Here is an 11,923-nt window from a genome sequence, read left to right as displayed (position 1 = left end):
AAAATGTTTTTCAATCGTAAATCTAGTACAAAGCTATCTCTAATTTTTAACTTAACGAGAAACTCATGAAGATTACAACATTATTTTCTGTATTTATTTTGTTTGTTACAGCAAACCTTAGCGCTCAAAATATATCCGAACATGCACTTGGCCTAAGATTGGGCGATAGTGATGGTTTTGGTGCCGAAATATCCTATCAAAAATCCATCGGGCGTTACAACAGGGCCGAATTTGACCTAGGTTGGAGGGACAGCAGGGATTTTGACGCCTTTAAACTTACAGGAGTTTACCAATGGGTGCATCAACTGGATGGAAACTTCAACTGGTACTATGGTGTAGGTGGAGGACTGGGAAGCGTCGATTTTGATTATCCCGGATTTGACGAGGACAACGACGGCCTTTTTGTTTTTGCCGCAGGTGATATCGGGATTGAATACGACTTTGATATCCCCTTGTTGCTATCCTTGGATTTTAGACCGGAAATAGGCCTTATAGGGTACGATGGCTTTGATAACGATTTTGATTTTGATATTGCGCTTGGAATCCGTTATCAGTTCTAATTAAGAAAATTTTACCAAAAACCCTTGGCCCATCCAATAGCCAAGGGTTTTTTTTTGCCATAAGTATTGAATACCTTAGCGGACTTAAACAATTAAACATGAAAAAATTATTTGTTCTATCCTTAGTGGCCGTATTTATAGCTTCCTGTAAATCAGACCCAAAAGGATATACATTGAGTGGTACCATAACCGGGGAAACCGAAAACGGCACCCAAATATTTTTAAAGACCACGGATTCCCTAAATCAATTGGTGGACATTGACACCGTAAAAGTGGAGAATGGACTTTTTAGTTTTAGCGGAAATCAAGTGGAGCCAAAAATGCACTATATTTTTGTTGACCAACTTCGCGGCAATGTTCCCGTGATCGTAGAGAATGGATCTATTGAGGTAAAGTTCCAAAAGGACAGTATTGATCAAGCTCAGATCAAGGGCACAGAACAAAACGATATGTTCATGGACTTTCTAACGGAAACCCGCAAACTTTCGCAGCGAGCAAGATCCATGCAGGACGATATGCGCGTAGCTGCACAACAGAGGGATACTGCAACGGTAACCGCTTTGCGCGAGGAATTCATCGAATTCCAAGAGGACGCTAAAAATTTCAACACTACCTACGCCAAAGAGCATCCCAATGCCTACGTATCCGTATTGATCATTGGAAACTTATTGGCCACCAAAACATTGCCCGTTGAGGAAATCCGTTCCATGTTCGAAGCGCTCTCCCCAGAAATGAAGGCGACCGAGCCCGGAAAACAGATTGCAGAACAGTTGGAAAACTTAAAATCCACTCAAATAGGCTCGATAGCTCCAGATTTTTCTGCCCCAACGCCTTCCGGCGATGTATTGGCCCTCAGCGATGTAACAAGCAATGCCAAACTTACCTTGGTCGATTTTTGGGCAGCATGGTGCAGACCTTGTAGGGCAGAAAATCCAAATATTGTAGCGGTGTACAAAAAATACCGCGAAAAGGGTTTCGATGTTCTGGGTGTATCCTTGGACAACAATGCGGACCATTGGAACCAAGCCATCCAATCCGACGGATTGGAATGGAACCATATTTCCAACCTACAACGTTTCCAAGATCCTATTGCCCGATTGTACAATATCAACGCAATCCCTGCAGCATTTTTATTGGATGATAAAGGGGTTATAGTGGCAAGAGACCTTAGAGGTCCCGCACTGGAAGAAAAAGTATCGGAACTGCTCAATTGATAATTGAGTCGACAAAGCGCAAAAAAATAAAAGCCTGGATTGTTCCAGGCTTTTTTTATTGAATTATATTTTGCCCAATTTCTCCAGAACAAAAAGAATAACTATGGGAATGGCCAAAAGAACAACAATCAATGTATCCGTAACAAAAAGTTCGGGCCTAAAAAGCAAAGTGGTCGCATACCCTCCCACGGCACCACCAAAGTGCGCGGTATGCCCTATGTTGCCATGCCTGCTCTTCATCCCATATATGGAGTACAATAGATAAGCTATGCCCAGTACGTAGGCTGGCAATGGTATCGGGATAAACATTATTCCCAATTGCATATCCGGATTAAGAAGAATGGCAGCATACAAAACACCCATTACCGCTCCACTGGCACCAACGGCACTATAAAACGGTTCGTTTTTATGGAAAAACAGTGCCAAAAGACTCCCGGCAACCAAACTCACAAAATAAATGATCAAAAACTTTCCCGACCCCAACCAACTTATAACCACCGGGGCAAAAAAATACAAGGTGAACATATTCAGGAACAAATGGGATACATCCACATGTAAAAATCCCGACGAGACCATTCTTTCCTTTTGTCCAGCCTGAATTGCACTGATACTGAACTTATACCGATCAAAGAAAGCCATACTATTGAATCCTCGGATGGATACCAAAACATTGGCTGCCATTATAACAATGGTCGCAATATGTAAATTGAGCATGTAAACAAAGGTTTGGGTTCAAATATAGCTATATTTGCAGACAAGAATAGTCTATGCAGCTGGTAGTTTATATCCTTGTTTATCCTTTGCTCTGGTTGATTTCCAGACTTCCCTTTAAAATTATATATTTTATTTCCGATGGCGTATATGTGCTGCTCTATAAAGTAATCGGCTATCGTAAAAAAGTAGTCCGCGGTAACTTAAAATTAGTGTTTCCAGATAAATCGGACGCTGAACGGATCTTGATAGAGAAAAAGTTCTACCAGCATATGTGCGATATGTTCTTGGAAATGATCAAGACCATGGGCATTTCCAACAAACAACTTCAACAACGGTTTACTTTTTCCAATTTGGAAGTATTGCATCAGCTCGAAGCAAAGAACAAAAGCATAATGCTCATGTTCCCACATTATGCCAGTTGGGAATGGGTAATTGCGCTAGATGCCCACATTGCCTCAAAAGGATATGCCATCTATCAAAAAATAGGCAATAGGTATTTTGATAAATTGGTCAGGGACATCCGGGAGAAATTCGGCACTACATTGATCACCACCAAGGAAACCCGGGATATTGTGGCCCAAAATAAAAAGGAAGGTAATTTAAGCATGTACGGTATTTTGAGCGATCAATCCCCAATGGTAAAAAAGGCTTTGTTGTGGACCCCTTTTATGGGTATTACCGTTCCGGCGCATACAGGTGCCGAGATGCTGTGCAAAAAATTGGACCTACCGGCCGTATATTTAAAAGTGAGCAAGGAAAAACGTGGCCACTACAGGGGTACCTTTTCTTTGATTACCGAAAATCCAAAAGAAATGGAAGAGTTTGCGCTTACCAAAGCATTCTTGGCCCTTGTTGAAGAATCCATCAACGAAGCGCCCGAATATTACTTTTGGACCCACAAACGCTGGAAACACAAGGACAAGATGCCCCAAAAGTTCCAATAGGGATGCAATTGGGTGTCGGCGTTCTAAATTCCCGCCTCCACTTTTATTTCACCAATGATTCTATCTGCCAAGGCATTGGCTTCTTCCTGTGATTTAGCCTCCGTATAAATTCGTATTATCGGTTCCGTGTTGGACTTTCTCAGGTGCACCCAATTTTCTGGAAAATCAATCTTGACTCCATCGATCGTGGATACCTCTTCATCTTTATATTTATTGAACATGGCCTCCAAAAGGGCATCCACATCCAGATCGGGAGTCAATTGTATCTTCTTTTTACTCATAAAGTAGCTGGGGTAACTGGCCTTGAGTTCGGCAACGGTTCCTCCACGCTCAGACATCAACATCAAGAACAACGCTGTTCCCACCAATGCATCTCGCCCATAATGACTCTCTGGGTAAATAATTCCTCCATTGCCCTCTCCTCCTATAATGGCACTGTTTGCCTTCATCTTGGTCACCACGTTCACTTCTCCAACGGCTGCTGCTTCATATGTTCCTCCGTGTTTTTCGGTAATATCGCGCAGAGCTCTTGAAGACGACAAGTTGGAAACTGTATTCCCTTTGGTCTTGGATAGCACATAATCCGCGCAGGCGACCAAGGTATATTCTTCCCCGAACATTTCGCCATCATTACTTATAAAGGCCAAACGGTCCACATCTGGGTCCACCACAATGCCAAAATCGGCTTTTTCCTCCACTACTTTTTTACAAATGTCACCCAAATGCTCTTTTAGTGGTTCAGGGTTGTGCGGAAAGTGCCCCGTGGGATCGCAATAGAGTTTCACCACTTCTACACCCAATTCTTCCAATAGTTTGGGGATAGCAATGCCCCCTGTTGAATTTACACCGTCCACAACAACTTTAAAACCGGCTTTTTTAATGGTCTCCGCATTCACCAAAGGTAATTCCAAGACTTCATCAATATGGATATCGATATACGAATCATTCTTTGTGATCTCACCCAGATTGTCCACTTCAGCAAATTCAAAATCCTCTTTTTCCGCTAAAGCCAATATTTTGGCTCCTTGTTCTGCATCCAAAAACTCCCCTCTTTCGTTCAACAACTTAAGAGCGTTCCATTGTTTTGGGTTATGGCTTGCTGTTAAAATAATTCCCCCGTCAGCTTTTTCCAATGGAACTGCTATTTCTACAGTGGGCGTAGTAGAAAGACCCAAATCAATCACATCGATGCCCAGACCAACCAATGTGGAAACCACCAAATTCTGGATCATTTCCCCGGACAATCGGGCATCCCTGCCAATTACGACTTTCAAATGTTCCTTGTTGGCATACGATTTTAACCAAGTACCGTAAGCTGCAGCAAATTTAACCGCATCTACAGGAGTAAGGTTGTCGTTTGTGTTTCCTCCAATGGTTCCTCGTATTCCAGAAATTGATTTGATTAGTGTCATAATTGTTAAAAAAGTTTTTGCAAATATAGTGGGGCATATCCGATTCCATGTTTTGAATTTGTAAATTTCGACAGAAAAGGAATTTGTCCCGATGAACTTCTTAGCACATATCTACTTATCTTTTGATGACCCGGAAATTACCTTGGGCAATTTTTTTGCCGACCATATCCGTGGAAATAAATTCAAACACTTTCCCGATAGAATTCAAAAAGGGATTCTATTGCACAGGGAAATCGACACCTTTACGGATGCCCACCCCATTGCTAAACAAAGCAGCAAACGGCTTCATAAAAACTATCATCATTACAGCAGGGTCATCGTCGATATTTATTACGATCATTTCCTGGCCAAAAATTGGGACAATTATTCCAACGTACCCCTAGCTGAATATGTAGAAGGGTTTTATGACTTATTGGGCGATAATTACGATATCTTGCCCATTGCCACCAAACGAATGATGCCCTATATGATCGCGGACAACTGGTTGCTCAACTATGCCAACCTCGAAGGCATTGAACGCGTACTCAATGGTATGAACCGACGTACCAAGAACAAGTCCAGAATGAATTTTGCCATTTTAGATCTGGAGGAATACTATGCAGAGTTCGAAAATGAATTCTGCTCTTTTTTTGAAGAATTGATTACCTTTTCCAAACAAAAATTTAATGCGCTATGCGAAAACTGATTCTCCTTCTGCCCCTAATTCTCTTTGTACATTGTAAACAGCAGCCCCAACCAGCTAGTCCGACCGGATTGGTGGCAGACAAGGCCATGGCCGTCTCTGCACGGAAAGAAGCTTCTCAATTGGCCATTGATATTATGAAAAAAGGTGGAAACGCTTTTGATGCCATGGTAGCCACAGAGCTCACCTTGGTAGTCGCCTATCCCTTTGCAGGTAGTGTAGGTGGTGGTGGATTTATGGTTTACCGTAAAAGCAATGGAGAGGTCGGCGGAATCGATTATAGGGAAAAGGCTCCGCTCGCAGCGCACAAAGATATGTATTTGGATTCTTTGGGCAATGTAATTCCTGGTCTGAGCACCTTTGGCGGAACAGCAATTGGTGTGCCCGGAACCGTTGCCGGCGTCCTCGAGGTCCATAAAAAATTTGGAAAATTACCGCTAAAGGATATCATTCAACCAATTATAGAGCTTGCCAACCAAGGCGTGGTGGTTACCGATAAACAAGCTCGGCGATTGGAAGGTTACAGAGAACAATTTATTAAAGCCAATGGGGATAGCTCTAAATTTGCCTCTCCATTTGTAGCTGGCGACACCATAAAATATCCGGCCTACGCCAAAACCCTTCAAAAAATCATGGAAGAAGGGCGTGATGGTTTTTATAAAGGCGAAGTGGCGCAAAAATTGGCTGCTTTTGTGCAAGAAAACGGTGGTTTGATCACCGAGGAAGATCTGGCCAAATATGAAGCTGTATGGAGAGACCCCATTGTTTTTGATTATAAAGGAGTAAAAATCATCTCCATGAGCCCGCCCAGCAGCGGAGGGGTCACGATCAATCAAATGTTTAAAATGATGGAACCCTACGATATCTCAAAATTTGGTCACAACTCAACCAAGACCATTCAATTGTTTACCGAAGCCTCCCGAAGGGCCTATGCCGATAGAAACTATTTTTTGGGCGATCCAGATTTTGTGGACATCCCTTACGATATGCTGTTGAGCGATGAATATCTAGAGGGCAGAATGTCCAATTTTTCTTTTGATAAAGCCACACTTTCATCAGATGTTAGCCATGGTGAGGTTGAAATTATTGAAAGTGAGCAGACCACACATTTTTCTATTGTGGATAGTGAAGGTAACGCAGTTTCCGTCACTTCTACCCTCAATGGAGGATATGGGTCCAAACTCTTTTGTGAAGAAGTAGGAATTTTTCTCAATAACGAAATGGACGATTTTAGTTCCAAGCCTGGAGTTCCCAACATGTTCGGGCTAATCGGTGCCGAAGCCAACAGCATTGCTCCGGAAAAACGCATGTTAAGCAGTATGACGCCCACCATTGTTGAAAAGGATGGGGAACTGTATATGGTTGTGGGCACCCCAGGAGGTTCTACAATAATTACCGCTGTTGCTCAGACCATTTTAAATGTTTACGAATTTAACTTAAGTATGCAAGAAGCCGTAAACGCGCCACGCTTTCACCACCAGTGGTTGCCCGATATGGTGATTTTTGAACCTGAAGGCTTCTCCGAAGAACTTAAGGCAGAATTAAAATCCAAAGGATATATCATTAATGAAGAGCGAACCCCGATCATTGGCAAAGTGGATGCCATTCGTGTGCTTCCCAACGGAAAATTGGAAGGTGGCGCAGACAAACGTGGAGACGATACGGCAGTTGGTTATTAAACATCCTTTCAATGGATTTTGATGTTGTTATTTTGACGGATCATCGGTATGTGGCCCCCAAAAGAAGTAACCCTTATAATGAAAATGTATTGCTAGAGGACCGATTGGTTTTGGAAGCTTTGGAAAGTCAGGGTTTAAAAGTAGGTCGAAAATCGTGGGACGACCCCAGTTTTGATTGGTCGACTACCAAATTTGCCCTGTTTCGAACCACTTGGGATTATTTTGACCGCTATTCCGAATTTTCCAAGTGGTTGGAAACGACCTCGAAAAAAACGCGGTTCATTAATTCCCAGCAACTCATTCATTGGAACATAGATAAGCATTATTTGCAAGACCTATCAATCAACGGAGTAACAATTCCCAAAACAGTTTTTATCGAGAAAGGCACAACCACCACGCTGGCAGATGCAATTTTAAATTCCGAAGCGAACCATAGGTTCAATGCTGATACTTATATTTTAAAACCCTGTGTTTCCGGAGCGGCGAGGCACACTTATAAAATTGAAAAAAATAAGATTATAGAACATGAAAGTATTTTCCAGGAATTAATTGCCGAAGAAGCCATGATGCTCCAAGAGTTTCAAAAAAATATTGTTTCGGAGGGAGAAATATCCATGATGGTCTTTGATGGAGCGTTTACCCATGCAGTTTTAAAAATAGCCAAACCTGGGGATTTTAGGGTTCAGGATGATTTTGGCGGAACTGTTCACAAGTATACCCCCAATCAAGAACAAATCGTATTTGCCCAAAGTGTTGTTAAGGCAGTACCGGAATTGCCCATCTATGCCCGAGTGGATATTTTTCGGGATAATGAGGGCAACTGGGCCTTGGCCGAACTGGAAATTTTTGAACCGGAATTATGGTTTCGTCTAAACCCAACAGCTGCAAACACCCTTGCCAAGACCATTAAAGACAAGTTTTTCTCTTAAAACTATTTGGCAATCTGCTTTTTTAATTCCTCCATGGACTGTTGCAACTGTTTCAACAAGCCTGTTTCGGTAGTAGCATCCACGTTAAAGGTAAGTTTACTGCTCACTTCCCAGATTTCTTGGATCTGATAGGGCTTGATTTCGTAAGGTGGATAGGTTTCGTTTAATGAAACAAGGGTAATGTTGTTGGAATTGGGCTTTCGCTCTATTTTCTTCACCATTACCGAGTCCTGTAAAACCACCACATACATTTTATTGGAGCTTACATGATCTATATGCTCTATGGCCCGCGCCAAAACCCAATCGTTGGGCCTCAAATTGGGCAGCATACTGTCCCCCTCTACCTGAAAACCCCGATAGGTGGCATTTCTAAACTCGGGAATGGGCATATCAAAAGCGGGTAGTTGCCGGTACCAGCTCGTATCGGAAATATTTTGGGGATATCCAGCCGCAGCTTTGGCATTCACCATCACCATGTTATCGTTTTCACTATTGTCCACCGTAACCACTTTAGGAATAACGCTGGTCTTGGAAGTATCCAAATGTTTTTGGTCGCTCTCACCGAATAACCACAATGGGTTTATCTTAAATTGTTTCAAAAGTTCGGTAACCACCTTTCCGGAAAGCTTGGTTCTCCCCCGCTCAATATCCGCAGTGGTATTTTTAACGCCCAGCAAATTGGCAAAATCCGTTTGTGTATAACCTAGTTCCCTTCGGATATCGGTAAATCGTTTTAGGGTTATTTCATTTTCCATCATCAAGTCAATAATGTCGTGTCGAAAGCAGTCGAGACATTTAAAAATTAATTATTATCGAAAACAATCATACAGACAATCTATTCTCAAATATACCACTTTTGGATTATTTCCAAAATAATTTATGGATTATTTCCATTTATTGGATTATTTCCATATTTTTGATTGGAATATTTCCAAGTTATGAATTTTGACAGAATACGTGATAAACTGAACATTCTTGCCGATGCCGCCAAATATGATGTTTCGTGTGCAAGTAGTGGCAGCAATCGCACCAATTCCAATAAAGGATTGGGCAATGCGTCCAAAATGGGTATTTGCCATACCTACACCGCGGACGGCCGTTGTGTATCGCTACTAAAGATTTTGCTCACCAACCATTGTATTTTTGATTGCGCCTATTGCGTAACCCGTAAATCCAACGATGTACCAAGGGCCGCTTTTAAGGTGCAGGAAGTTGTTGATCTTACCATCAATTTTTATCGAAGAAACTATATCGAAGGTCTTTTTTTGAGTTCCGGTATTTTTAAAAGCCCCGACCACACCATGGAACGTTTGGTAGCTGTTGCCAAAAAACTGCGCGAAGAAGAAAATTTCAACGGTTATATTCATTTAAAATCCATTCCTGGAGCGAGTGATGAATTAATGTACGAAGCGGGGCTTTATGCAGATCGCCTTTCCGTAAATATTGAAGTGCCCACAATTTCTGGCCTAAAACTATTGGCTCCAGATAAAAAGCACGAGGATTTTACCAGACCGATGGAAAAGGTAAAAAATGAAATAGTACGGTATACATCGGAGCGAAAGATTATAAAAAACACCCCAAAATATGCTCCTGCCGGCCAAAGTACACAAATGATCGTGGGTGCATCAGGAGAATCGGATAAGGATATAATGTATTCAGCGACATACTATTACAAAAAATATCATATGAAGCGTGTATATTATTCCGGATATGTGCCCGTAACCCAGGACTCCAGATTGCCATCGATAGGTTCAGAGGTGCCCATGTTACGCGAGAACAGATTGTACCAAACGGATTGGCTATTGCGCTTTTATGGGTTTTCCATTGGTGAAATCTTGAACAAGCAACATCCAAATCTGGATATGGACGTAGATCCTAAACTCTCATGGGCACTGCGCAACCTACACTATTTTCCAGTGGATGTGAACACTGCGGACAAGCGACTATTGGCACGAATCCCTGGTATTGGAATGCAGTCCGTATCAAAAATTATAAAGGCCAGAAAATTTAGAAAACTGAACTGGGACCATCTCAAAAAAATTGGGGTGGCCCTCAACCGTGCCCAATATTTTATGGTGTGCGAATCGCGAGATTGGGAGCGCCGGGACTTGGATGCGGATAAGATAAAAGGGATGATTCTTAAGAATTCCAAAGGGAAATTCCGGAATCAATACAGTACGCAATTGTCCTTGTTCAATTAACAGATAAGTCATTTCGAACTTTCATGTCGAGCGTAGTCGAGATAGTATTGGGACACCTAGATTTCTCAGTCATAAATTCCTTCGAAAGGACATCTAAAAAAACGAAAGCACTATGAATACTTCAACAACCTTAGTTTATGACGGTAGCTTTAATGGCTTCCTCACCGCCGTATTTGTCGCTTTTGACGAAAAAATCAATGTGACCGACATCCAAAAGAACAATCAGACCCAAAGTGGGTTATTTTCGGATTCTGAAACCGTATTTACCCATGTGGAAAAGGCCAAAAGGGTTTGGAACGGTATCCGAAATAAGAGTAACAATGCCATTTCCAGTGTCTATTTTGCTTTTTTAAGTGAAACCGAAGGAGTGGAAATGATGCTTTACTCTTACATCCAAAAATTAATGCGCACCAAAAATGGCAAGTATTTGGACTATTCGGACCCGACAGTATTGCACATCGCGCAATTGGCCAAAAAAGTGGGACGCGAAAAACATCGAATGGAAGCCTTTGTCAGGTTTCAATTGACCAAGGACGACATTTACTTTGCCAACATTGAACCCGATTTTGATGTACTCCCCTTAATTTCCAAACATTTCCGTGATCGCTATGCGGACCAAAAATGGTTAATTTATGATGTAAAACGTAAATATGGCATCTATTATAATTTGGACCACGTAGAAATGGTATCCCTCAATTTGAAAGACATCCACCACAACAAAACTATAAAAAGTGATGCCTTTACCACCGAGGAATACGAATACCAGACCCTTTGGAACGATTATTTTAAAAGTACCAATATTGCCTCGCGCATCAACCCAAAATTACATACACAGCACGTACCTAAACGCTATTGGAAGTATTTGAGCGAGAAGAAGGAGGCGGTGTAATCTATCCTTTGCTTTTCTCCCCCACAAAATGGTCGCTTTTGGTCTTGAACAGTACGTTGAAACTGGTCAAACTGCCATATATTCGGGTAATATATTGTTGTAGGTCCACTTTTTCTTGATCGTCCAAGTTTTTGCTACTGTTGATTTTTTGTTCCATCACGCGGATGCGGTCGCGCACCATCACAATTTTATGGAAAAAAGTATCAATGGGCATTTCCTTATTGGCAGTTGAGTCACCGGGTTCCAAAACCAATTTTCCACCTTTCCATTTATCGGCTATGGCCACTTTTTCGTGGGTGTCGCTCCATTTTTCCAATATTTTCACCAAAGATCGCTCCACATCAAAAAAACTTACACTGTCCACTTCATCTTCCACGGCTTCAATAACTTCAAAATCTGAATCCAAATCAATGGTTTCCAATCCGTTTTCCAAAAATGTCACCCAATAATGTTTGGAAGATACATTGGTCACCACACCTTTTCCATATTCTGGGTGATCTATTCTTGAGCCTATGCCTAGTAATTTCATTTCTTATAATTAATGCCGTTTCGATATAACCTTGCCACTTAAGAAATTTAGATTTCTCAGATAGGTTCGAAATGACGGTTTCCAAACTCAAAAATAAACCATCAATAAACAAAAACGAAACCAAAAGGCCACTTCCTTTTTACATCTCAAATCGCTACTTTTGAAGTTTG

Annotated in this window: 12 protein-coding genes; 8 read left to right on the top strand and 4 right to left on the bottom strand. The window is 41.7% G+C overall.

The genetic code is table 11. The annotated features are described in order from the left end of the window. Positions 1–65 precede the first annotated feature (65 nt). The gene (locus tag ACXAFK_RS08755; RefSeq protein ID WP_224836839.1) at positions 66–560 is read left to right on the top strand and encodes a hypothetical protein; all 495 of its coding nucleotides are present in this window, start codon (positions 66–68) and stop codon (positions 558–560) included. Positions 561–658: 98 nt separating this feature from the next. Then, a complete protein-coding gene (locus ACXAFK_RS08750; RefSeq protein WP_224836838.1) occupies positions 659–1,774 on the top strand; it encodes a TlpA disulfide reductase family protein in 1,116 nt (371 codons plus the stop codon). A 63-nt stretch (positions 1,775–1,837) separates the two neighbouring features. On the opposite strand, the gene ACXAFK_RS08745 is transcribed toward ACXAFK_RS08750, so the two are convergent. Continuing rightward, a complete protein-coding gene (locus tag ACXAFK_RS08745) occupies positions 1,838–2,488 on the bottom strand; it encodes a rhomboid family intramembrane serine protease (RefSeq protein WP_224836837.1) in 651 nt (216 codons plus the stop codon). Positions 2,489–2,541: 53 nt separating this feature from the next. Here ACXAFK_RS08745 and ACXAFK_RS08740 point away from each other — a divergent pair, with 53 nt between their 5' ends. Beyond that, the gene (locus ACXAFK_RS08740; RefSeq protein ID WP_474957478.1) at positions 2,542–3,432 is read left to right on the top strand and encodes a lysophospholipid acyltransferase family protein; all 891 of its coding nucleotides are present in this window, start codon (positions 2,542–2,544) and stop codon (positions 3,430–3,432) included. A 23-nt stretch (positions 3,433–3,455) separates the two neighbouring features. On the opposite strand, the gene glmM is transcribed toward ACXAFK_RS08740, so the two are convergent. Next, positions 3,456–4,844, bottom strand: coding sequence for a phosphoglucosamine mutase (gene glmM / locus ACXAFK_RS08735; protein WP_474957477.1), 1,389 nt, complete (start codon positions 4,842–4,844; stop codon positions 3,456–3,458). A gap of 91 nt (positions 4,845–4,935) precedes the next feature. On the opposite strand from glmM, the gene ACXAFK_RS08730 reads away from it, so the two are divergent. From ACXAFK_RS08730 to ACXAFK_RS08720, 3 genes are read left to right on the top strand one after another with little or no spacing between them, the layout of a single operon-like run. Next, positions 4,936–5,529, top strand: coding sequence for an acyl carrier protein phosphodiesterase (locus ACXAFK_RS08730; protein ID WP_252079823.1), 594 nt, complete (start codon positions 4,936–4,938; stop codon positions 5,527–5,529). Then, a complete protein-coding gene (gene ggt, locus ACXAFK_RS08725; RefSeq protein ID WP_474957476.1) occupies positions 5,517–7,205 on the top strand; it encodes a gamma-glutamyltransferase in 1,689 nt (562 codons plus the stop codon). The genes ACXAFK_RS08730 and ggt overlap by 13 nt, the downstream gene beginning before the upstream one ends. Before the next feature lie 11 nt (positions 7,206–7,216). Further along, positions 7,217–8,134: an ATP-grasp domain-containing protein gene (locus tag ACXAFK_RS08720; protein ID WP_474957475.1), complete on the top strand. Its 918-nt coding sequence runs from the start codon at positions 7,217–7,219 to the stop codon at positions 8,132–8,134. Between the two features lie 2 nt (positions 8,135–8,136). On the opposite strand, the gene ACXAFK_RS08715 is transcribed toward ACXAFK_RS08720, so the two are convergent. After that, positions 8,137–8,889, bottom strand: a complete 753-nt coding sequence (locus ACXAFK_RS08715; protein ID WP_369884814.1) for an XRE family transcriptional regulator — start codon at positions 8,887–8,889, stop codon at positions 8,137–8,139. Between the two features lie 183 nt (positions 8,890–9,072). Between ACXAFK_RS08715 and ACXAFK_RS08710 the strand changes: the two genes are divergently transcribed. Continuing rightward, positions 9,073–10,335: a putative DNA modification/repair radical SAM protein gene (locus ACXAFK_RS08710; protein WP_474957474.1), complete on the top strand. Its 1,263-nt coding sequence runs from the start codon at positions 9,073–9,075 to the stop codon at positions 10,333–10,335. Between the two features lie 112 nt (positions 10,336–10,447). Next, a complete protein-coding gene (locus ACXAFK_RS08705) occupies positions 10,448–11,224 on the top strand; it encodes a TIGR03915 family putative DNA repair protein (RefSeq protein ID WP_474957473.1) in 777 nt (258 codons plus the stop codon). Between the two features lies 1 nt (position 11,225). Here ACXAFK_RS08705 and ACXAFK_RS08700 read toward each other — a convergent pair whose 3' ends face one another. After that, the gene (locus ACXAFK_RS08700) at positions 11,226–11,753 is read right to left on the bottom strand and encodes a hypothetical protein (protein WP_474957472.1); all 528 of its coding nucleotides are present in this window, start codon (positions 11,751–11,753) and stop codon (positions 11,226–11,228) included. Positions 11,754–11,923 lie beyond the last annotated feature (170 nt).

This window comes from Flagellimonas sp. ABD4_174 (assembly GCF_056160185.1).
The sequence above is the reverse complement of the archived record's forward strand: the minus strand, read 5'-3'. Positions and strand labels throughout refer to the sequence as shown.

Bases quoted from the DNA above. Each gene is read 5' to 3' on its own strand.
- ACXAFK_RS08755 (WP_224836839.1), top strand. From the start codon at position 66: ATGAAGATTACAACATTATTTTCTGTATTTATTTTGTTTGTTACAGCA.
- ACXAFK_RS08740 (WP_474957478.1), top strand. From the start codon at position 2,542: ATGCAGCTGGTAGTTTATATCCTTGTTTATCCTTTGCTCTGGTTGATT.
- ACXAFK_RS08745 (WP_224836837.1), bottom strand. From the start codon at position 2,488: ATGCTCAATTTACATATTGCGACCATTGTTATAATGGCAGCCAATGTT.
- ACXAFK_RS08710 (WP_474957474.1), top strand. From the start codon at position 9,073: ATGAATTTTGACAGAATACGTGATAAACTGAACATTCTTGCCGATGCC.
- ACXAFK_RS08720 (WP_474957475.1), top strand. From the start codon at position 7,217: ATGGATTTTGATGTTGTTATTTTGACGGATCATCGGTATGTGGCCCCC.
- glmM (WP_474957477.1), bottom strand. From the start codon at position 4,844: ATGACACTAATCAAATCAATTTCTGGAATACGAGGAACCATTGGAGGA.
- ACXAFK_RS08750 (WP_224836838.1), top strand. From the start codon at position 659: ATGAAAAAATTATTTGTTCTATCCTTAGTGGCCGTATTTATAGCTTCC.
- ACXAFK_RS08705 (WP_474957473.1), top strand. From the start codon at position 10,448: ATGAATACTTCAACAACCTTAGTTTATGACGGTAGCTTTAATGGCTTC.
- ACXAFK_RS08715 (WP_369884814.1), bottom strand. From the start codon at position 8,889: ATGGAAAATGAAATAACCCTAAAACGATTTACCGATATCCGAAGGGAA.
- ACXAFK_RS08700 (WP_474957472.1), bottom strand. From the start codon at position 11,753: ATGAAATTACTAGGCATAGGCTCAAGAATAGATCACCCAGAATATGGA.
- ACXAFK_RS08730 (WP_252079823.1), top strand. From the start codon at position 4,936: ATGAACTTCTTAGCACATATCTACTTATCTTTTGATGACCCGGAAATT.
- ggt (WP_474957476.1), top strand. From the start codon at position 5,517: ATGCGAAAACTGATTCTCCTTCTGCCCCTAATTCTCTTTGTACATTGT.